The sequence below is a fragment of the Streptomyces sp. NPDC059816 genome (assembly GCF_042732055.1).
GTDB lineage: Bacteria > Actinomycetota > Actinomycetes > Streptomycetales > Streptomycetaceae > Streptomyces.
The window spans coordinates 129807-150235 of the sequence record NZ_JBHWIQ010000006.1; the positions used below are offsets into that span (position 1 = coordinate 129807).

17 protein-coding genes are annotated in these 20429 nt (G+C 71.0%); 5 read left to right on the forward strand and 12 right to left on the reverse strand.

The features are described 5' to 3' along the window. Positions 1–19: 19 nt before the first annotated feature. The 3 genes from ACFV88_RS10515 to ACFV88_RS10525 all read right to left on the reverse strand — a co-directional run bounded on the left by ACFV88_RS10515 (position 20) and on the right by ACFV88_RS10525 (position 3590). On the reverse strand, positions 20–1246 hold the full coding sequence (locus ACFV88_RS10515; RefSeq protein ID WP_385488343.1) for a beta-ketoacyl-[acyl-carrier-protein] synthase family protein: 1227 nt from the start codon (positions 1244–1246) through the stop codon (positions 20–22). 19 nt (positions 1247–1265) lie between these two features. Beyond that, positions 1266–1517, reverse strand: coding sequence for an acyl carrier protein (locus ACFV88_RS10520; RefSeq protein ID WP_385488345.1), 252 nt, complete (start codon positions 1515–1517; stop codon positions 1266–1268). A gap of 393 nt (positions 1518–1910) precedes the next feature. Next, positions 1911–3590, reverse strand: coding sequence for an MFS transporter (locus tag ACFV88_RS10525; RefSeq protein WP_385488348.1), 1680 nt, complete (start codon positions 3588–3590; stop codon positions 1911–1913). A 743-nt stretch (positions 3591–4333) separates the two neighbouring features. Here ACFV88_RS10525 and ACFV88_RS10530 point away from each other — a divergent pair. Beyond that, entirely contained in the window at positions 4334–5008 is a 675-nt protein-coding gene (locus ACFV88_RS10530) for a hypothetical protein (RefSeq protein WP_385488351.1), read from the forward strand. 135 nt (positions 5009–5143) lie between these two features. Here ACFV88_RS10530 and ACFV88_RS10535 read toward each other — a convergent pair whose 3' ends face one another. From ACFV88_RS10535 to ACFV88_RS10545, 3 genes are all read right to left on the reverse strand, one after another. Then, positions 5144–6418, reverse strand: a complete 1275-nt coding sequence (locus ACFV88_RS10535; protein WP_385488354.1) for an NAD(P)/FAD-dependent oxidoreductase — start codon at positions 6416–6418, stop codon at positions 5144–5146. After that, positions 6418–6741 carry a 2Fe-2S iron-sulfur cluster-binding protein gene (locus ACFV88_RS10540; RefSeq protein WP_385488357.1) on the reverse strand — a complete coding sequence of 108 codons (324 nt, stop codon included), beginning with the start codon at positions 6739–6741 and terminating at the stop codon, positions 6418–6420. The genes ACFV88_RS10535 and ACFV88_RS10540 overlap by 1 nt, the downstream gene beginning before the upstream one ends. Positions 6742–6956: 215 nt before the next feature. Then, a complete protein-coding gene (locus ACFV88_RS10545) occupies positions 6957–7898 on the reverse strand; it encodes a LysR family transcriptional regulator (protein WP_385488359.1) in 942 nt (313 codons plus the stop codon). Between the two features lie 234 nt (positions 7899–8132). Here ACFV88_RS10545 and ACFV88_RS10550 point away from each other — a divergent pair, with 234 nt between their 5' ends. The 4 genes from ACFV88_RS10550 (at position 8133) to cydC (ending at position 13904) form a co-directional block, all read left to right on the forward strand. Next, positions 8133–9419 (forward strand): cytochrome ubiquinol oxidase subunit I, encoded by a 1287-nt coding sequence (locus tag ACFV88_RS10550; protein ID WP_385488362.1) that lies wholly within the window; start codon positions 8133–8135, stop codon positions 9417–9419. Positions 9420–9481: 62 nt separating this feature from the next. Next, positions 9482–10507 carry a cytochrome d ubiquinol oxidase subunit II gene (gene cydB, locus ACFV88_RS10555; protein WP_385488365.1) on the forward strand — a complete coding sequence of 342 codons (1026 nt, stop codon included), beginning with the start codon at positions 9482–9484 and terminating at the stop codon, positions 10505–10507. Between the two features lie 29 nt (positions 10508–10536). After that, positions 10537–12228, forward strand: a complete 1692-nt coding sequence (gene cydD / locus ACFV88_RS10560) for a thiol reductant ABC exporter subunit CydD (protein ID WP_385488368.1) — start codon at positions 10537–10539, stop codon at positions 12226–12228. Continuing rightward, positions 12225–13904, forward strand: coding sequence for a thiol reductant ABC exporter subunit CydC (gene cydC, locus ACFV88_RS10565; RefSeq protein WP_385488371.1), 1680 nt, complete (start codon positions 12225–12227; stop codon positions 13902–13904). Before cydD ends, cydC begins: the two co-directional genes overlap by 4 nt. 16 nt (positions 13905–13920) lie before the next feature. Here the strand turns inward: cydC and ACFV88_RS10570 are convergent, their stop codons facing one another. From ACFV88_RS10570 to aztB, 6 genes are all read right to left on the reverse strand, one after another. Continuing rightward, entirely contained in the window at positions 13921–14493 is a 573-nt protein-coding gene (locus tag ACFV88_RS10570; protein ID WP_385488374.1) for a GNAT family N-acetyltransferase, read from the reverse strand. Between the two features lie 133 nt (positions 14494–14626). Beyond that, a complete protein-coding gene (locus ACFV88_RS10575) occupies positions 14627–15502 on the reverse strand; it encodes a hypothetical protein (RefSeq protein WP_385488377.1) in 876 nt (291 codons plus the stop codon). 424 nt (positions 15503–15926) lie between these two features. Next, entirely contained in the window at positions 15927–17165 is a 1239-nt protein-coding gene (aztD, locus tag ACFV88_RS10580) for a zinc metallochaperone AztD (RefSeq protein WP_385488380.1), read from the reverse strand. Positions 17166–17265: 100 nt separating this feature from the next. Further along, complete coding sequence (gene aztC, locus ACFV88_RS10585; RefSeq protein ID WP_385488384.1) at positions 17266–18225, reverse strand: zinc ABC transporter substrate-binding protein AztC; 960 nt, start codon at positions 18223–18225, stop codon at positions 17266–17268. After that, complete coding sequence (locus tag ACFV88_RS10590; RefSeq protein WP_385488694.1) at positions 18222–19490, reverse strand: hypothetical protein; 1269 nt, start codon at positions 19488–19490, stop codon at positions 18222–18224. Before ACFV88_RS10590 ends, aztC begins: the two co-directional genes overlap by 4 nt. 22 nt (positions 19491–19512) lie before the next feature. After that, positions 19513–20421 carry a zinc ABC transporter permease AztB gene (gene aztB, locus ACFV88_RS10595; protein ID WP_385488387.1) on the reverse strand — a complete coding sequence of 303 codons (909 nt, stop codon included), beginning with the start codon at positions 20419–20421 and terminating at the stop codon, positions 19513–19515. Positions 20422–20429 lie beyond the last annotated feature (8 nt).

Sequence of the window (20429 nt, forward strand, 5' to 3'; positions counted from 1 at the left end):
CACGTCAGGCCGACCCGCATCACTTGCCCTCGTACCTGCCGTAGATCACGACGGAGTTGTTGCCGCCGAAGGCGAGTCCGTTGTTCTGCACCACCCGCAGGTCGGCTTCGACCGCCTGGTTGGGTACGCAGTCCACGGCGCACTCCGGGTCCGTCTCGACGTGGTTGATGGTCGGCGGGATGAACCCCTCGGTGAGGGAGAGGGCGCAGGCGATGGAGGCCAGCGCGCTGGCGGCGCCCATGCTGTGCCCGATCATCGACTTGATGGAGACCGTGCGCGGCGGCTGCTGCCCGAAGACCTGACGGATCGCGGCGGCCTCGGTCACGTCGTTGGCCCGGGTGCCGGTGCCGTGGGCGGAGATGAAGTCGACCTCGGACGGCTTCACCCCGGCGTCGTCCAGGGCGAGCTGCATGCACCGGGCGACGCTGTCCTGGTTGGGCGCCACCGGGTGGTGGGCGTCGCAGTTCAGGCCGTAGCCGAGCACCTCGGCGTAGATCCGCGCCCCGCGTGCCAGGGCGGACTCCAGGCTCTCCATCAGCAGGACGCCGGCGCCCTCACCGGTGAGGATGCCCTTGCGGTTCAGGTCGAACGGCTGGCAGCGCTCGGGCGCGATGGTTCCCAGCCGGTAGAACCCGGTGAACGTCTTGCGGCACAGCGAGTCCGCTCCGCCGCACAGCGCGTACGTGACGTCTCCGCTGCGGATCGCGTCGTAGCCGTAGCCGATCGCGTAGTTGCCGGCGGCGCACGCGGTCGGCAGGGTGACGGCCTCCACCCGGGAGAGCCCCAACTCCTGGGCCACGGCGCCGGACAGCCGACCGGCCGGTACCCGACGGGCCACCGTGGCGTCCATCGCCTCGGGCCCCCGCCTGACCTCGGACTCGACGAGCTGGTCGAGGTCGCGGGACTCCCCGTCGGTGGTGCCGATCGACGTCAGACAGCGGTGCCGCCGCAGTTCGTCCTCGTCCAGCCCCGCGTCGGCGACGGCCATCCGGGCGGCCGAGGTCGAGAACTGGCTCGCCCGACCGAGGCTCTCGGGATCGAGCCGACGTATCCACCGACTGGAGTCGAAGTCCTCGATCTCACAGCCGATGGAGTACGCGAACCCGGTCGTGTCGAAGGCCGTGATGGGTCGCGCCGCACTACGTCCGGCACGCAGGCCGGTCAGGAACTCCTGAGTTCCGATACCGATACTCGACACCGTTCCGAGCCCGGTGATGACGACCCTGCGGGCCGATTCCTGGAGCATGGTCTCCCCGATTCTCCGACTACCAGCCGGCGGCTTCGGAAACGACCTCGTAGACGCCGTTGAGGTTCACCATGCGACCCAGCTCGGACTGGTCGATGACGATGTTGAAGGACTTCTCCAAAGACGCGAGGATCTCGATCGCGCGCAGCGAGTCCGCGTCGTGGTCCTCTTTGAAGAGGCTTTCCTGGGTCACCTCTTCCGGTTCCAGTTCGAGAATGTCGCAGACAATGTCGCGGATCTTCGCCTGACGCTCGTCCACCACAGTGCTCATAGGTCTCCTACCTCCGCTTCTGGAATTCCTTTCCAGCGCGCTCCACGTTAGGACCGGGCGGGAATCCCATCAAGACGGATGGCCTCTAACTGCCGCGCCCGGTTCACGGGTGGCCGTGAGCCGCGCAATCACCGCAGAAGTTGCCAGCCTGCGACGCAACTACCAGTGCTCCAGGCCGTTTGGTGCCACGGGTCGCCGGGGCGTGAAGCAGTCCGTGGTGACGGTCCTTCAGTACTGCGCCGGCGTGCGCCCAGAGCGCTCGGGAGACGCACACGGAACACACGTACGCCCCCGCCGCGGGGCGGGGGCGCAGGTGCTGCGGTGGCGGGCCGGTCGGGGTCCGCGTCAGGCGTGCGGGGTCGGGCGGGCGGTGCTTGGCCGTGGGTCAGCGGTTCAACGGGGGGTCTGCGCGTCCGTGGGCGGCGCGGGCTTCGGGACCGTGCCGGGGCGGCCGTCGACAGCCCGGGCGTGGGCGTCGGGGTGGTCGCCGTCGTCGGGGGGTTCGCTGCCGCTGCCGGCCGCGGGGGTCCGGGAGAGGTCACCGGCGAAGGTGAACAGGATGATCAGCGCACCCGCCACCGCCATGGCGCCGCCGATCACGGTGGTGACGTGCATGGAGTGCAGGAAGCTGTCGTTCGCGGCCTGGACCAGGTGGGGCAGGCCCGCCTGCTCGGCCATGTACCGGGCGCCTTCGGGGGAGTTCTCCGCCTGCTCCACCACCCGGGGCGGCAGCCCGGCGAGGTCCGGCCCGATCCGGTCCCGGTAGACGCTGACGAGCACGGTCCCCAGGACCGCCACCCCCAGCACGCCGCCGATCTGGCGCATCGAGTTGTTGACCGCCGACCCGACCCCGGTGCGGTCCGCGGGGAGCGCCGCGATGATCACTTCGGTGGTGGGCGCGACGCTGGCGCCCAGCCCGAGCCCCTGGACCACCAGCAGCAGCCAGAACCAGGGCAACGGGGTGTCGGTGTCGAAGAAGACGTAACCGAAGAAGGTGGCCGCGGCGATCAGCATGCCCCCGGCCACCACCAGGCGGGCCCCCCAGCGTTTGACCAGGACCGCCGAGACGGGGGCGCCCAGGAGGACGCCGAGCGCCACCGGAGCGAGGGTCATGCCCGCCTCGAACGGGGTCTGACCTCGCGGTCCCTGGAGGTAGAAGGTCGCGTAGTACTGGGAGCCGGTCAGCCCGAAGAAGGTGAGCATGACCGCGACGCTCGCCCCGGTGAACCTCCGGTTGCGGAACAGCCGGATGTCGAAGCTCGGGTACGGGATGCGCAGCTCCACGAGCACGAAGACGACCAGGAGCAGCAGGCCCAGCGCGATCAGGCCGAGGACGTCCCAGGCCAGCCACTCGTTGCGGTGGCCGCCCTCGATGACGCCGTAGACGACGGCCAGCACGCCCAGCGTCGACAGCAGCACGCCCACCGGGTCGAAGCGCTGCCGGGTGAGGGAGCGCGCGACGGGCAGCAGCAGGTACCCGCCGATCACCGAGACGAGCACCAGGGGCACGTTGATCAGGAAGACGGACCCCCACCAGAAGTGCTCCAGCAGGGCGCCGCTGAGCAGGGGGCCGGCCGCGATGGCCAGTCCGCTGCACCCGGACCAGATCGCGATCGCCTTGGCACGGTGTCGCGCGTCGAACACCTCGGCGATCAGGGAGAGAGTCGCGGGCATGATCAACGCGCTGCCGACACCCATGACCGCACGGGCGAGGATCAGTTCGCCCGGCGAGTCGGCCCAGGCGGCCCAGGCGGAACACGCGCCGAAGACGCCGAGTCCGATCAGCAGGACGCGGCGTTGACCGTAGCGGTCGGCCAGCACTCCGCCGGTGAAGAGCAACACGGCGAAGACCAGGGTGTACGAGCTGATGCTCCACTGGAGTTCGTTGGGGGTGGCGCCCAGGCCCTCGTCCGGGTCCGCCAGGGTCTTGAGCGCGACGTTGAGGATGGTGTTGTCCAACCACACCGCGAGCTGGGCGAGGACCAGCACGGACAGGGCCAGCCACTGCCGTGGGGTCGGGGAGGCGGGGGCCGGGTCAGCCGGCCCTTCGATGGTCCGATCTCTTGCGCTCACGAGTTCCGTTCCTCAGAAGGGGGCGCCGTCGGCGTGATCCCGCCTGGACGTCGACGTCGTCCAGGGGGATGCCTGCTACCCGAAAGTGACAACAACGGGCCTCGTGACACCCGAACAAGCCCTTACTCGGCAGTAAGTGTGGGTGGAGACGCCGGCCACGTTCAAGATTCACAGGAATTCTGACAACTACCTGCCAGTTGACCACGCGCCGCCCCTGCTTCGACAGGAGTGGGGACCGGTGACAACAACCCGCCCGCGACCCGCGACAGGATAGCCGGATACGCACGACCGACCCCAGATCGGGAACGCCCGGGGAATGCGATCACGCACGGCAACGACCGCGCACGAGCAATCACGCAGAGTTCCTTGAAGGTGCAACCATGACCCTGACCTCCATAGACCATTCCCGCTGCGTGCTACGCTCACGGGTGGTTCACATATAACCAGCGAGCACTTCTTCCACAAGCTATCCGAAGCCAACTGACGGCATCTGAAAGCACATCCGAACCGCGCCACCGAATGCCTTCCGACAACAGGGTGAGGGCACACCTCGGGTCTTGGACCCACGGGTGACGCGGCACGAAGAGCGGGGGAATGGAAAGTTGCTAAAGGATTACAGAGATTCGGTCGACGGATTCGCAACTCGAAGCTCACCATGGAGAGACAGCGTTGTCGAAAACCTGACACGCCAGGAGCCGGTCCCCCACACCCCCGCACGCGGCACTCGACACATCACCGGGTCGGTGGACACCACCGACGCGGAAGCCTCCATTCGCTGGATGGCGCGACTCGTCCTCACCGCGGAGGAGAGCGTGATGTGGTGTTTGGGCGACATCCTGCCCTCGACCCCCGACGAAAGCGTGACCAAGCGACTGCGCATCGTCAGGCGGGCCGTCACCGAACTCGCCGACCAGGGCGTCGAGATCAAACTGGTCTGCCGTCAGGAAGCCCTCAACGAAAACAGAATCCTCCAGCAGTTGAAGGCCATGCAGCCGCAGGCCCTCATCGTCGGCGCCTCCCCCTACAACATCGCCATAGTCGACTCGGAAATGGCCGTGTTCCGGCACGGCACTACGGACGACCCCCAGTCGTCGGGGGGCATCGTCATCCACGACTCCACCGTGGCGGGCGCGTTCCACCACCTCATGGCGATCGGTGAGCAACCGGAGGAGTCGCACCCCGCCTACCTGGACACCACGGCCGACGCGGCCCGGCACCGGAACCTCGTCCGGGTCCTCGACCTGATGAGCAAGGGGTTCACGGACGACGCGGCGGCCAAGGTGACCGGGATGTCCGTGCGCACCTACCGTCGCCACGTCGCCACCCTCATGAACGAGTTAGGTGCGCGGTCCCGCTTCCAGGCGGGTGTCCTCGCCGCCCGTACCGGGCTCCTCACCCCCGCGCTCAGACCGCACTAGCCGATCCACCGCAGCAACCCTCACCCCCAGCTTGACCAGGCAACACCCTTATGTGCGAAGGGTGTTGCCGTACCCCCTTCGACGCACCCCGGCCGTCCCGCGGATCAGCGGGACGGAAGCGGGCCCGCCACTCGCTCAGCGGACCACGGGGGCCGCGGACCCTCCCGCGCGGTGGGCCAGGTGCCCCCTGAGCGAGAACCCCTCCGCGCCGACGTCCTCCGGACCGAGTCCCACCCTCCGTTGCAGGATCTGACGGGCCGCCAGATGATCCACGGGCCGGTTCACCGACTCGACCGCCAGCAGCGCATCCCCGCGGAAGAGGAGCACGGAGAACCTCTCGGGGTCATCGTCCCCCAGCACCACTTCCGTGTCGTGTCCCCCGCCGAGTCCCGCGATCTGCACGGTCGTCGTGAACTGGTCGCTCCAGAACCAGGGCACCTCGCCGTAGCGGGCCGGCGACCCGGTGAGCCGTGCGGCGACCGACCGGGCGTGCCCCACGGCGTTCTGCACCGACTCGATCCGCTGCCGGTTCCCCGAGCGCACTTGGGGGAACGCCGCGCAGTCGCCGACGGCCGAGACATGGGGATCGCCGGTCAGCAGCCGGGAGTCGACGGTGATGCCGTCGTCCACCGGAAGGCCGGCCACCGCGGCCAGTTCGGTGCACGGGCTGACACCGACCCCGATCAGCACCAGGTCGGCGGGCAGCCGGTCACCGTCCGCCGACTCCACCTCCACGACCCGGCCCCGGCGGTCACCGTGCAGGGCGGCCACCCCCCGACCGAACAGCAGCCGGGTGCCCGCCCGCTGGTGGAGCCGGGTGACGTGCGCGGCGGTCCGTCCCGATGCGACCCGGGCCAGCGGCCGATCGAGCGCTTCCAGGACGGTCACCTCACGACCCGACGCGCGGGCCACGGCGGCGCATTCGAGACCGATGAACCCGGCCCCCACCACCACGACGCGCCGCGCGGAGTCCAGCGAGGCCCGGAGCGCGGCGGCGTCCCGCGCGGTGCGCAGGGTGTGCACACCGCGCAGCCCGGCCCCCGGCACCGCGAGGGTCCGCGGCCGGGCCCCGGTGGCCAGCACCAGATGCCCGTACGGGTACCCGGAACCGTCAGCGAGGCGCACCGTGCGGCTGGCCCGGTCGATCGCCATGACCGTGCCCCTGACCAGGTCGATCGACCGGCGTACGAAGTACGTGGCGGGTCGCAGCCACAGGTGGGCCTCGGTCACCTCGCCCTTGAGGTACGCCTTGGACAGCGGCGGACGCTCGTAGGGCAGCGCGTCCTCGTCGCTGATGAGCGTGATGCGCCCCGGGTAGCCGTGTTCGCGCAGGGACGCCGCCGTCTGGTATCCGCTCTGACCGGCCCCCACGATGACCACGGACTCGGGGCCCGTCCCGTCGGCCGCCATCAGTACTGCCGCTCGGGGAGGTGGACGATCAGACCGTCCAGGGTTGCGGTGACCTTGAGTTGGCAGCTCAGCCGGCTGCCCGGCCGGCGCGGGGCGGCCGTGAAGTCGAGCATGTGCTCCTCCTTCGGCTGCACGGGCTCCAACTGGTCCAGGGAGGTTTCGTCCACGTAGACGTGGCAGGTGGCGCACTGCGCATTGCCGCCGCACTGGGCGACGATGCCGTCCAGGTCGTGGGTGACGGCACCGCGCATGACGCTGGTGCCGGACGGCACCTCGATCGTGCGCGCCGTCCCGTCGACGGCGACATAGGTGATTTCGGGCATGCCGGAACTCCTCGAAGGCATCGGCCCGCACGTGAGTACGCCGGGGCACGGATGCCGGTCAAGTGGGCGGTGGGAAGGGAGCGATCAGCGGCCGGTGGGGGACGCGACACCCCTGCCGACCCGCCTGCGACAGCCGGCCGTTCGGACACGCGACGTCCTCGGCCCGGCATGCGGCGGCAAGCGCGGTGAACCGTACCAGAGGGGTTCCGGGCGGGCTAGCCGTCCTGCCCCGGCAGCTCGTGGCCGCGTCCGCGGTGGGGATCGGGCAGGCGATGGGTCATGAACGGTCGGCTGGTGGTGAACTCACGGAACTTCAGAGCCGCTTCGGACAGGTAGGTGTCGCGGTTCCACACCAGGGTCAGCACCCGGTGGCAGTCGGGCACGTCGAGGTGGACCCAGGCGACGGGGACGTGGGCGTCCGTGCCGATCCGACGGGAGATCGCCGGGATGAGGCCGATGCCCAGACCCGCGCTGATCATGTCCTGGCTGGCACCCGGTTCGTCGCCCTCGCAGGACACCAGCGGGGCCAGCCCTTCGGACGAGAACAGCCGGTCGAGGAGGGCGCGCTGCCAGTGGCCCGGGCGGGTGGTGACGAAGGGCTGGTCGGCGATCTCGGGAATCGTCACGCTCTCCCGACCGTCGAGCCAGTGCCCGCGGGGCACCGCGAGCAGCACCTCTTCCCGGGCCAGCTCGATCGACTGGAGGTTGGCTCCGGTCAGTGGCTGCGAGGCGACGCAGAAGTCCACTTCCCTGACGCGGAGTTGGCGCTCCATCTCCTGCGCGTTCGACTGGAAGAGCCGCACGTCGGCGCGGGGATGGGCGTCCCGGAAGCTGCCGAGCAGCCGGGTGATCGTCAGCAGGGTCTCGGAGGCGACGCTGACCCGACCGAGCCCCGTGTCACGGGCCTCACGGATGGCCCTGCGGCCGTCGTCGAGTTCGCTCAGGGCACGGTCCACATGGCGCAGGAACATCGCCCCGTACTGGTTGAGCCGGATGCGGCGGCCGTGCCGGTGGAAGAGCGGGGAGCCCAACTCGGCCTCCAACCGGGCGATGCTCCGACTGAGCGAGGGTTGGGCGACGCGCAGCTCCTCCGCGGCCCGGCTCATGTGTTCGTAGCGGGCGACGGTCCGGAAGTAGCGCAACTGCAACAGGTCCACGTTCCACCTCCCCTCATGTCTTCCGGGTCATCTTCACATGGCAAAAACGGTCTTGGAAATGCATGAGGGGTTCTCCCTACGGTCGTCATCGGGGCCACCGCACAGGTGCCACGGACAACGGCGTCCGGCACCTGCACACGCGAAGCGATGACCCCGCACCACCCACGCCACCCACGCCACCCACAAGACGCGACACGACGTCCACCCCGACCCCGTGCCCAGGAAGGTCGCACCATGAGCACCGTGGAGCTGGCCCGACTCCAGTTCGCGGCCACGACCGGCATCCACTGGCTGTTCGTGATCCTCACCATGGGGCTCGTCCCCCTCGTGGCGATCATGCACACCCGGGCCGCCTACACCCGTGATCCCGTGAAGAGAGCCGTCCGGGAGCGCATGACCCGCTTCTGGGCCCAGCTCTACGTCATCAACTACGCGGTCGGCATCGTCACCGGCCTCGTCATGGAGTTCCAGTTCGGGCTGAGTTGGAGCGGCCTGAGCAAGTTCGCGGGCAATGTGTTCGGCGCCCCGCTGGCCCTCGAAACCCTCATCGCCTTCTTCGCCGAGTCCACCTTCCTCGGGATGTGGATCTTCGGCTGGGGACGGCTGCGCCGCGGCGTCCACGTCACCCTCATCTGGCTGGTGACGCTGACCGCCTACGCCTCGGGCTACTGGATCATGGTCGCCAACGGCTTCATGCAGCACCCCGTGGGTCACGAAGTGCGCGACGGCGTCGCCTACTTGACGGACTTCGGAGCGCTGCTCACCAACCCGAACGCCCTGGTCGCGCTCGCCCACATCACGCTCGCCGCGCTCACGACGGGCACCGTCCTCGTCCTGGGGATCAGCGCCTACCACCTGGCCCGGGGCACCACGGACACCGAGCTGTTCCGCGGCTCGCTGCGCCTGGCGCTCCTGGTGGGCACCCCCGCCGCCTGGTTCGTCGCCACCGTCGGCGAGATGCAGCTCCCCCTGATCCGCCGCAGCCAGCCGATGAAGGCGGCGGCCCTGGAGGGCGGCGACATCGCCCGGGTGCAAGCCGAGCTGGTCCACGAGCACGGGCCGGACGACTACGTGTTCGCGCACGACTGGCTGCGGTTCTCGATGGAGAGCATGACCCTCATCGGCTATGCCGTCTCCACCGTCACCCTGATCGCCGTACTCCTGCTGTGGAAGGGCCGCCTGTGGCGCTGGCGCCCCTTCGCCCACCTCCTGACCCTCATGATCCCGTTCCCCTTCCTCGCTTCCCTGGCCGGCTGGGCCCTGCGCGAAATGGGCCGCCAACCCTGGCTCATCTACGGCGAGTTGACGGTGGCGGACGCGCTCTCCCCGGTCAGCAGAACGTCCCTGCTGGTGTCCTGCACCCTCTTCATCGCGGTCTTCGTCGCCCTGGCGGTGACGAACTGGACGCTGATCGCCCGCTTCGCCCGCCGCGGCCCGGACGCCACCCAGCTCGGCGCCACCGAACCGCTCGACGACCCGTCCGGGGGCGCCGAAGCGAAACAACCGGTGCCGACCTTCTGAAGCCGGCCCCTCCCCCGTACCCGTACCGATCCCTCCTGCTGGAGCGAGGAAGGCTGAGCGACATGAGTCTGGAGACCCTGTGGTTGGCCCTACTGGGCCTGCTGCTCGCCGGGTACTTCGTGCTCGGCGGCTACGACTACGGCGTGCAGATGCTGTACCCCCTCCTCGGCGACCGGGCACCCCACCGGGCCGGACCCACCCACCGGAACGCCGCCCTGGCCGCCATCGCACCGTTCTTCCTGGGCAACGAGGTCTGGTTGGTCGCCTTCACCGGTGTGCTCTTCGGTGCCTTCCCCTACCTCGAAGGCACCCTGCTGTCCGCCCTGTACCCGCTGATCGTGGCGATCCTCGTCGGCCTGGTCCTCGGCAACGCCGCGATCCAGCTGCGCGGACGCACCCGCAGCGCCCGCGCCCGGCGGTACGGGGGCGCCCTGATCGTGTGCGGCGGTGCGCTCCCCGCCCTGGGCTGGGGACTCGTGCTGGGCCTCCTGCTGCACGGGGTGCCCCGCCGCGCCGACGGGACCTTCCACCTCGACACCGGCACGCTCCTCACCCCGTTCGTGCTGGTCTGCGGGGTGACCACCGCCCTGCTCTTCGCGGCCCACGGAGCGGCCTTCGTCGCCCTGCGCTCCTCCCCCGCCCTCGCCTCCAGGGCCCGGCGGACGGGCACGCGGCTCCTGGAGGCGGTCGCCGTCGCGGGCTCCCTCGCCCTGATGCTGACGCTGTTCGGCGCGGGCGCCTCGATGACGAACCGCGCCACCTCGGCGGTCATCGCCGCCCTCCTCGCCGCCGCGCTCCTCGCCGCCCACCGGTACCTGTCCCGCGGACACCTCGGCCGGGCGTTCACCGCCACCTGCTGCGCGACCCTGCTCCCCGTCCTCCTGGTGGGCGCCGGCCACTACCCGTACGTCCTGATCAGCTCCGCCGGCTCCGGCATGACGATCGGTCAAGGGGCCGCCGACGGAGCCACGCTGAAGATCCTGACCGCGTTCGGCGTCATCGTGATCCCGCTGATCCTCGGCTACCAGAGCTGGAGCTGGTGGGCCTTCCGGGGCCGCACCGGCCGCCGCCACCCCCACTACTTCTGAGCCGTCCAGGCACACGAGAGGGCTCCGGAATGAAACCGGTGGAACGCCGACTGCTGAAGGAACTACCCGCACTACGGCGCCACACGGCGTACTGCACGGCACTGGCCCTGCTGGGCGCAGCACTCGTCGTCGCCCAAGCGACCCTCCTGGCCACGGCCCTCGCCGACGCCTTCTCGGGGGCCTTCTCCGGGCATGCGCTGCCGCTCGCCCCGCTGGCCCTCCTGGGCGCCGTCCTGGGCCTGCGCGCCCTGCTGAGCTGGTCCCGGTCGGTGCTCGCGCACCGCGCCGCGGCCGACGCCAAGCGCACCCTGCGCGACCGGATCACCGGCCGACTGCGGCACACCGGCCCGCTACGGCTGGCGGCCCACCGCCACGGCGAGACGGCCACCCTGCTCACCCGCGGCCTCGACGCCCTGGACCCCTACGTCATCGGCTACCTGCCCACCCGAGTGGCCGCCGCGGTGGTGCCACTCACCATCGTCGGCTGGCTGGCGTGGACCGACTGGACCTCGGCGCTCGTCGTCCTCCTCACCCTGCCGCTGATCCCCGTGTTCGGTGCGCTGGTCGGCCTGCACACCGCGCAACGCACCGCCCGACAGTGGCAGTTGATGGCCAGGCTGGGCGGTCACTTCCTGGACGTGGTGGCCGGCCTGCCGACGCTGCGGGCGTTCGGCCGGGAGCGGCACCAGACCCGGGTGGTCGGCGAGATGGCCGACGCCCACCGCCGCACCACCCTGCGGACCCTGCGCGTGGCCTTCCTGTCGTCCCTGGTCCTGGAGACCGTCGCCACCTTCTCCGTCGCCCTGGTCGCCGTCCCGGTCGGCCTACGGCTCCTGGGCGGCAGCACGGACCTGCGGACCGCGCTCGTCGTCCTCTTCCTCGCCCCCGAGGCGTACGCCCCGTTGCGTGCGGCGGGCGCGGCCTTCCACACCAGCGCCGAGGGCATCGCCGTGGCCGAGCGGGTGTTCGCCCTCCTCGACGCCGAGGACGCGCCCACCGCCGGCCCCGCCGCACCCGCTCCGGTCCCCGACACCCGTACCGCACCCCTGCACCTGGACGGGGTCACCGTCCGGTACCCGGACCGGGCCGCGCCCGCCCTCCACCACGTCTGCCTCACCGTCCGCGCCGGTGAACGGCTCGCCCTGGTCGGCCCGAGCGGCGCCGGCAAGTCGACGCTCCTGGCGCTGCTCCTCGGGTTCGTGGCCCCGGAGTCGGGCCGGGTCACGGTGGGCGGCACCGATCTCGCCCGGCTGGACCTCGACGCCTGGCGCACCCGGGTGGCGTGGGTGCCGCAACGCCCGCACCTGTTCGCGGCGTCCCTGGCGGACAACATCCGGCTCGGCCGCCCCGACGCGTCCGACGCCGAGGTGCGGCGAGCGGCCCGCGCCGCCTCGGCGGACTCCTTCGTCCAGGCACTGCCCCGGGGGTACGACACCCCGCTCGGCGAAGACGGTGCCGGGCTCTCCGCCGGTCAGCGCCAACGCATCGCCCTGGCGCGGGCGTTCCTCGTCGACGCGCCGATCCTGCTGCTGGACGAGCCGACCGCCCACCTCGATCCGGAGAGCGAGGCCGCCGTGACCCGTGCCACGGTCCGACTGATGCGCGGCCGGACCTCCGTCGTGGTCGCCCACCGCACGAGTCTGCTGCCGCACGCCGACCGGATCGTCACCGTACGCGCGGGCCGCCTCGTCGCCTCCGCACCGACGTTGGTGACCACATGACCACGGCCGCCCGTCCCTCACCACCCACCGCTCGCCTCCTGCGCCACCTCCTCCCCTACTGGCGTCGCCTGTTGCCCGCCGCCCTGGCCGCAGCCGCCAGCGACCTCGCCGGCGCCGCACTGATGGCCACCGCCGCCTGGCTCATCACCCGCGCCGCCGAACAACCCCCGCTCGCCGCGATCAGCCTCGCGATCGTCGCCGTGCGCGCCCTGGCCCTGGGCCGCGGGGTGCTGCGCTACGCCGACCGGTTGCTCGGCCACGACGGCGCGCTGCGGGCCGTCGCCGGATTCCGCACCCTGGTGTACGAGGCCCTGGTACCGCTGGCTCCGGCGGGCACCCCGGCCTTCCGCAGCGGCGACCTCCTGACCCGCCTCGTGGACGACGTCGACGCCGCCCAGGACCTCCTGCTACGGGTCCTGGTCCCGGCGTCGGCCGCCCTCGCCGTGGCGACCGCCGCCACCGCGACGACCGCGGTACTGCTACCGGAGGCGGGCGTCCTCCTCGGTGTGCTGCTGACCCTGGCCAGCCTCGCCGTACCCGCCCTGGTCCTCACCGTGTCCCACCGCACCGGCCGCGCAGCGAAGGCCGCCCGAGCCGAACTCGCCACCCACACAATGGACTTGACCCGGGGCGCCGCAGACCTCACCGCGTACGGTGCGCTGGGCCGCGCCGAGGGACGGGCCCGCCGCGCCGCCGCCCGCATCGCCACCCTGGAGCGCCGGGCGGCCCTGACCACCACCCTGGCGTCCACCGCGGTGCTGCTACTCCAGGGCGCGGCCGTGGTCGGTGTCACCTGGCTCGCGCTGCGCTCCCACGCCACGGGTGCGCTGCCCACCGTGCACCTCACCGTCCTCGCGGTCCTCGCACTGGTCGCCTTCGACGCCCTGACCCCGCTGCCCGCCGCCGCCCAACGGTTCACCGAAGTACGGGCCTCGGCCCACCGGTTGGCCACCCTGTTCGACACCCCGCCCCCGGTCACCGAGCCGACCGCGCCGGCCCCGCTCCCCGCCACGGGTCCGCTCGACGTCGAGATCACCGACCTACGGGTACGCCACGACCCCGCCGCCCCGCCCGCCCTCGACGGACTGACCCTACGGATTCCGGCCGGCCGCCGGGTCGTGCTGCTCGGCGCCAGCGGCTCCGGCAAGTCGACGCTGATCGCGACGCTGATGCGGTTCGTCCCGTACGAGGCGGGAAGCGTCCGGGTCGGCGGGCGCGAGCTGCGGGACTGCGCGGGCGCCGAGGTCCGGCGGGTGATCACCGGGGTGACCGAGTCCGCGCACGTCTTCCACACCACGATCCGCGCGAACCTGCTGCTGGCCCGCCCCGGGGCCACGGACGCCGAGCTGCGGGCGGTGGCCGACCGGGCCCGCCTGCTGGACTGGATCGAGTCGCTGCCCGACCGCTGGGACACCCTCCTCGGCGAGGACGGCACCGCGATGTCCGGCGGCCAACGTCAACGCCTGCTGCTGGCCCGCGCGTTGTTGGCCGACCCGCCGGTCCTCGTCCTGGACGAACCCACCGAAGGGCTCGACCCCGACTCCGCCGCCGCGGTGCTCGCCGACCTCCTCGACGCCACCCACGGCCGCACCACCCTCCTGGTCACCCACGAGCGGGCCGGCCTCGCCGCCGCCGACGAGATCCTGACCCTGGACCGCGGGCGGCTCCTCCCGTAGGGCGCACGCCGATCCGTCAGCGCAGGTCGAGCCGCATCAGGACCCGGGGGTGACCGGCGAGCACGGAGGTGGTGTCGGCCGCGTGGGTGAACCCCGCGCGTTCGAAGTTCTTCCGGATTCCGGCGTACGCCATCGTCACGTCGACCCGGGCGTCACCGTTGTCGAGCGGGTACGCCTCGATCGCCGGTGCGCCGTGAGCACGGGCGAACTCGACCCCACCGGCGATCAGGGCGTGCGAGATCCCCTTCTTGCGGTGACCGGGCCGGACCCGGATGCACCACAGCGACCAGACCGGCAGGTCGTCGACGTACGGGACCTTGCGACTGCGCGCGAAGGAGGTGTTCGCGCGCGGCGCCACGGCCGCCCAGCCCACCGGCTCGTCACCGTCGTACGCGAGCACTCCCGGCGGGGGCTCAGCACGGCACAGCTCGGCAACGTACTCACCGCGGGCCGGTCCGCGCAGCTCGTTGTTGAGCTTGGACGGAATCCGGTAGCTCAGACACCAACATACGTTCGCGGTAGGCGACTTCGGGCCGATCAGGGTACGGACGTCCTCGAAGGTCGAAGCGGGGCGCACGGCGATGGTCATGACGTCACGATGTCATGACGTGCCCGTGGGCTCACCGGTCGGCGCGGGAGTCGTGCCAGTCGGCTGCTGCGGCGAGCCAGATCCATGGCGCCTTCACCGGCACCTGGTGGGAGGCCGCGAGCTCACGTCCTGGTCAGTTCATGGCAGCGTCAGGCTCTTTCCCTTGCTGAGCCTGGTCGGCACGCTCAACGGAGGTGCGGAGCAGCCTGGACAGCAGGGTTTCGGCGGACTTCCCGGATGTCACGACCCTGACGAGCACGCTGTCGGTACGGGCAAACGCCTCAAACTCCGGCTCCGAGGCCGAGGAACCGGCCCGCTCGACCGCCACTCGTTCGCTTCCGATCTGTGCGAGATCTATCTTCTTGTCATCTTTGGCCTCACGCACAATCTGCGCATAGAAGTCGGAGGCGGCGCCGTTGGACGTGAAGGCGGTGACTTCCACGCCTGCTATTCCGCCCTCCGGAAGGTCCCATTGTGACGCTGCTTTTGCAAAAACTCCCTGACACTTTTCCTCCGGCGGACATTTTGCCGTCTCTGGCTCGTGAGTCACTTTCCAGCCTTCGGGCAGACTGTCCTTAGAGGGGAGGACTTTCTGAGTCAGGGCCGCGCTGTCCAGCGGTTCCGCTTTGCCGGCGTCATCAGTCGATCGCGAAAGCAGGTAGCCGCCCACGGCCAGGACGGCCAGGAGCCCCGCGATAGCCAGCCACGCCGCGAGCGGGTTCTTGTGAATGATCGACTGATCACCGCCTACGACATTCACCCCTTTGAGGCGGTTTCGCGTCCCACGGATGTCGACACCGTGATTCGGTCCACCCGAAGACGGTGTCAGCGAGTGCAGGGCGGCGCTGAGCTCGGACAGCAGTTCAGGATCGCGCTCCAACTCCGCGAGCAGCACGGCCCGCGCGTTATCCTGCACCACCGCTGCGGTGGTCTCGTCCGGCGGGTTCGCACCCAGGGCCACCTGGGCAGCGCGTCCCTGCGGTGTCATGCCCAGCCGATCGGAGACCATGTCTCCCAGCCGTGTCCCTACTGCGGCCGCCGCTCCCGAACCTATGGGAGCCGCCACCATGCGAACCACTTCCGTAACTACCGCAAAAGGCTCCATGCTTCCCCCGGTTTGTCACCATCGATGACCCTCAAGTATGCATGTTCAAAGGTGAGTTGACCTCGGAATCCTTCCCATGTGTAGGAAGTTCGGAACCATCGGCTCGATGTCGCCCATACCGCCGGCGTCTTCCAGCTCTCCGACAGGGACGACACCGCGCGGAGGCACTACCTCGGCGGCCGGACGGGCGCCCAGCTGAAGGAGTTCATCTGCTTGCCACAAGTGCGCGACCCGCATGCGTACCTGGTGAGGATGCCGAGCTGGGCGCGCCGGGGCCGCGGGGGTGACCCCGGCGCGCGCCACGGTGTTGTCGGTCGGGCGCCGACCGTCAGTGGCCCGCGACGACGCCGGTCAGCTCGTTCGGCGCGTCCGGCAGCGTGACGGACGCCTTCTTCTCACCGGACTCGATGTCGAAGGCGTGCAGCTTCCGCTTGCCCGGTTCGCTGACGTACGCGGTGTGGTCACGGACGAAGAGCACCGGCCGGGGCTGCTGCCAGTCCAGCGGTTCCTTCCAGGCGCCGACCGCCGGAACGGTCCGGGTGACCTCGCCCTTCTCCGGGTCGATGACGTGGATGGCGCCGTCCGCGCCCAGGACGAGCGCCTCGCCGTGCGGTCCGCGGGCCAGGGAGCGGAACGAGTAGCTGGTGCCGAGGTCGACCAGGCGCAGCTTGCCGGTCCGGGTGTCGATCAGGGACACCCGCTCGGGTCGTTCGAGTTCCGCTTCGGGGTCGGTCTTGTAGTCGCCGAGCAGGATCGGCGACTCGTCGCTACCGGCCTGGTTGCCTATCCGGCCGTACGCGTCGGGGGACGTGACCTTGGTGAACTTGCCGTCCTGGTAGATCAGGACCCCGTCCTCGCAACCGACGGCGATCGCCTCGCCCTTGGCCGCGGCCTCCCCGTGGACGCCGGGGCAGTCCTCGTTGCGGGCGACCTCCTTGTCGTCCTCGTCCAGGACGACGGCGCCGACCCGCTTCTCCTCGTCGCCGAGGGTGGTGAGCAGTTCGCCGTTCGCCAGCTCGACCGCCACTCCGTGGTGCGGCTTCTCAGTGGTGTGGGTGCGCCCCTTCGGCTTCTTGCCGGTGGCGAGGTCGGCCGGGTCGAAGACGTGGACCTCGCCGGTGCCGTCGGTGAAGAGCACGGTCTTGCCCGCGTGGCGGACGACGTGACCGGGCTTGGCACCCTTGAACTCGATGTCGGTGAGGGTCTGCGCGGAGGCGTCGAGGACCCGGAAGCCGCTGTCGGTGGAGAGCATCACATGGGTGTCGTCACCGGCGGGGTTGACGCGGTTGAAGCCGGGCAGGTCGATGGTCTTGCCGAGCTTCAACGACTCGCCGTCCAGGAGGCGCAGGCCGCCGTCGAAGGTGGTGACCAGCGGCTCCCGCAGTGCGGCGGACGGGCTGCTCGGCGCCGCCTTCGCGGCGTCAGCCTGCGTTCCGGCTTTCGAGGAGTCCGCCTCCTTCTTTTCCTCCGCGCCGCCGCAGGCGGTGAGGGCTACGGACACGGCGAGGGCGAGTGCGGCGCCGATGGCGGCGCGACTGCGTACGGGACTCTTTACGGGGGTGTTCACTGGGGCGTTCCTTTCTTCGCCGCGGGTGCGGCACGGTCATCCATGGGGATGTGGGTGGGGTGTCCGGTCGGGCGGACCGCAGGGGGTGGTCCACTCGCGGTCAACTCGCGGTCAGGCCAGCGGTCATGGCCTCGGTGTTGGCGCGCATCATCGTCAGATAGGTGTCCGCGCCGCCCCCCGCTTCGGTCAGCGACTCGGAGTAGAGCTCGACGACGCTCACCTCACCCCCCGTCTCCTGGCGCAGGACCTCGGCCAGGCGCTGGGGGCGGGAGGAATCCGCGAAGATCGTCCGTACGCCTGCCGCGCGCATCGCCCGGGTGAGGGAGCGCAGGTCGGAGGAGCTGGGCGAGGCGAGGGTGGTGCCGCTGGGGATGACGGCTCCGACGACCCGGAAGTCGAAGCGGTCGGCGAGGTATCCGAAGACGTGGTGGTTGGTCACCAGCGCCCGGCGGTCCTCGGGGATGCGGTCGAAGGACCGCGTCATCCAGGACGTGAGATCCGTCAACTCCTGTGCGTAGCGCTCGGCGTTGCGGTGCACGACGGTCCGGTCGACGCCGTCCACGTGCGCGGTGATCTGGTCGGCGAGGAGGTCGACGGCCTTCCGCACCCGGTCGGGGTCGGTCCAGAAGTGCGGATCGGGCTGCCCGTCGTCGGCCTCGGGGCCGCCGTCCTCGGACCGGTAGGCGAGCGGTTCGACCGCCTTGCCGACCTCGAAGGTGGCCACGTCGGCCCGGCGTGCGTTGTCGACGTGCCTCAGGACGTTCTCCTCCAGGCCGAGCCCGTTGAACACCACCAGGTCGGCCCGTTCGAGGGTGGCCGCCTCGGCCGCCGACAGCCCGAAGGAGTGCGGATCGGCGTTCGGCTTCATCAGGACGGCGACCTCGGCTTCACCACCGGCGACCTCCCGGGTGATGTCGCCAAGGATGTTGGTCGTCACCACGATCTGCGGCCGGTCGGCGTTCCCGGCGGCACAGGCCGGCACCGCACCCCACACGATGAGGAGGCCGAGCAGGAACCGGGCCGAACGGCTCAGCGGCGAGCGGCTGTTGCTCGGGGTCATCGGCCGGTCTCCACCATCAGGCCCGGCCGGATGTCCAGGTCGAAGGAGCGGGCGACGCGCAGCGAGTCGTTGTAGTCGATCTCGTCGACCCGTTTCGCCGCCGGGTTGCTGACGTAGGCGCGGCTCTGGTCGACGGCGATGTCCGGTGCACCGGCGTCCCCGGCACGGATGCCGTCCCCGACGCCGTCCCGGATGCCGTCCCGGTAGGGGAGGGCGCGCAGAGCTGCTTGGGCGGTGCGCTCGCCCGTGTCGACGTCGAAGCCGCGCAGGGTGCCGTCGGTGCCGAGGGCGAGCAGGGGCGCACCTTCGCCGGCGGTGTTGGCGGCGAGCACGGGGCCCGTCTCCACCCGCTTCCAGGCGCGGTCCGTGACGTCCAGTACCCAGACGGAGGTGTCACCGGCGAGTGCCGTGAGCGTGTCGCTGCCGGGCCGGAGCCGGAAGTCCCGGGCCCGTTCGCCCGGGGGCACGTCCTGCGGGTACGGGATCTTGACCGCGGTGAACTCCTCGCCCCGGGCCCGGACGAGCAGGGCTCCGTCGGCGCAGCCCAGGACGACACCGCGCCGGGTCACCGCGTCCCCCCGCGGGTCGCGGCACTCCGTCTTCAGCGACGCCGTCTCCTTGCCCGCCCGGTCCAGGACCGTGACCCCGGACCCGGCGGCGCGCGGCACGGCCACCACGTGTTCGCGGAAGGGGATCACGGCGGCGTGTCGACCCGCGAGGGGCTGGCCGGCGCCGATGCGCCCCTGCTCCAGATCGCTGCGCCGGTGGAGCACGGTGCCCCGGCTCCCGGTCGTCACGGCGACGTGCGTCCCGTCGCCCCTGCTGACCCGGGCGTCACCGTGGGGGGTCAGCCGGCCGAGGGTGCGTATGTCGGCCCGGTAGTAGTGGACGTGGTCGCCGTGGTCCACCATCCAGGCCCCGGTGTCGATCACCGAGACGCCGGCGGGGGCGTGGACGTACCCGAACCGGCCGTCGGTGGTGAGGGCGGTGGCGCCCTCGACCCCTTCGACCCGGTGCACCTTCTCGGTGATCAGGTCCAGCACCCGCGCATCGCCGGTGGCGGGGTCGCTCAGTACGAGGCGTGCCTGCTGTTCGGCGGACTCCCGGGCGCCTTCCACGTAGCCGTGCGGCGGGGAGCCCGACGCTTCCGGTTCGTTCCCGGACCCACCGCCCGTCGTACATCCGACGGCGAGGGCGGCCACGAGAACGGTGGTGAGCGCGCGGGGCAGTGGGGCGCGGCGGCGGGCCGGGTCCCGGTGAATCATCACGAGCGGTGAACTCCCTTGTCTACGGCGTCGGGTGGGTCGGCTGCGATGCGGGCATGGACGGGGCCGGTGCGGGCGTGGGCGCGACGGGCGCGACCGGGGCGACCGGGGCGTTCAGTCGCCGGAGGACATCGGCGGCCGTGCGGGAGAGGAAGAACTGGGCCACGGCGACCGCGGCGATGGTCGCCCCCGCGGCGGTGTCCAGGTGCCAGGACAGCAGCAGGCCCAGGAACGTGGCACTCGCGCCCAGCGCCGCCGCCCCCGCCATCACCGCGGGCACGCTGCGCGCCCACGGCAGCACCGACGCGGGCGGCGCGATGAGCAGGCCGAGCACCAGCAGGGTCCCCACGATGTGGAACGAGGCGACGATCGCCAGCGTCAGCAGGCCCAGCAGCAGTGCGTGGGCCCAACGCGGACGCAGTCCCAGGGTGTGGGCCTTGCGCTCGTCGAAGGCCAGTGCGACGAAGGCCCGGTGGCCCAGTACGGCCACGGCCAACGCCACGCCGAGGGCGACGGCCAACGCGACCAGGTCCCCTTCCCCGACGGCCAGGACGTCCCCGAAGAGGAACCCGGTCAGGTCGACGGCGAAGGACTGCGAACGGGACACGATGATCACGCCGAGCGAGAGCATCCCCACGAAGAGCAGCCCGATGCTGGTGTCCTGGCTGAGGCGCGGGGTGCGTCCGAGGACGCTGACCCCGGCGGCCATCACCACCGCGCTCGCCGCGGCGCCGACCAGCAGATTGCCGCCGAGCAGGGCCGCGACGGCGACACCCGGCAGCAGCCCGTGGGACATCGCGTCACCGAGGAAGGCCATCCCCCGGAGCACCACCCAGGTCCCGGCCAGCGCCGTGATCGCGGACACCAGGAGTCCGCCGAACAGCGCTCTTTGCACGAAGGTCACCTCGAAGGGACCCGTCAACCATTCCATGCGGCAAC

Coding starts and splice junctions, on each gene's coding strand:
- ACFV88_RS10515 (WP_385488343.1), bottom strand. CDS start 1,246: ATGCTCCAGGAATCGGCCCGCAGGGTCGTCATCACCGGGCTCGGAACG.
- ACFV88_RS10520 (WP_385488345.1), bottom strand. CDS start 1,517: ATGAGCACTGTGGTGGACGAGCGTCAGGCGAAGATCCGCGACATTGTC.
- ACFV88_RS10535 (WP_385488354.1), bottom strand. CDS start 6,418: ATGGCGGCCGACGGGACGGGCCCCGAGTCCGTGGTCATCGTGGGGGCC.
- ACFV88_RS10540 (WP_385488357.1), bottom strand. CDS start 6,741: ATGCCCGAAATCACCTATGTCGCCGTCGACGGGACGGCGCGCACGATC.
- ACFV88_RS10550 (WP_385488362.1), top strand. CDS start 8,133: ATGAGCACCGTGGAGCTGGCCCGACTCCAGTTCGCGGCCACGACCGGC.
- cydB (WP_385488365.1), top strand. CDS start 9,482: ATGAGTCTGGAGACCCTGTGGTTGGCCCTACTGGGCCTGCTGCTCGCC.
- cydD (WP_385488368.1), top strand. CDS start 10,537: ATGAAACCGGTGGAACGCCGACTGCTGAAGGAACTACCCGCACTACGG.
- cydC (WP_385488371.1), top strand. CDS start 12,225: ATGACCACGGCCGCCCGTCCCTCACCACCCACCGCTCGCCTCCTGCGC.
- ACFV88_RS10570 (WP_385488374.1), bottom strand. CDS start 14,493: ATGACCATCGCCGTGCGCCCCGCTTCGACCTTCGAGGACGTCCGTACC.
- ACFV88_RS10575 (WP_385488377.1), bottom strand. CDS start 15,502: ATGGTCTCCGATCGGCTGGGCATGACACCGCAGGGACGCGCTGCCCAG.
- aztC (WP_385488384.1), bottom strand. CDS start 18,225: ATGACCCCGAGCAACAGCCGCTCGCCGCTGAGCCGTTCGGCCCGGTTC.
- ACFV88_RS10590 (WP_385488694.1), bottom strand. CDS start 19,490: ATGATTCACCGGGACCCGGCCCGCCGCCGCGCCCCACTGCCCCGCGCG.
- aztB (WP_385488387.1), bottom strand. CDS start 20,421: ATGGAATGGTTGACGGGTCCCTTCGAGGTGACCTTCGTGCAAAGAGCG.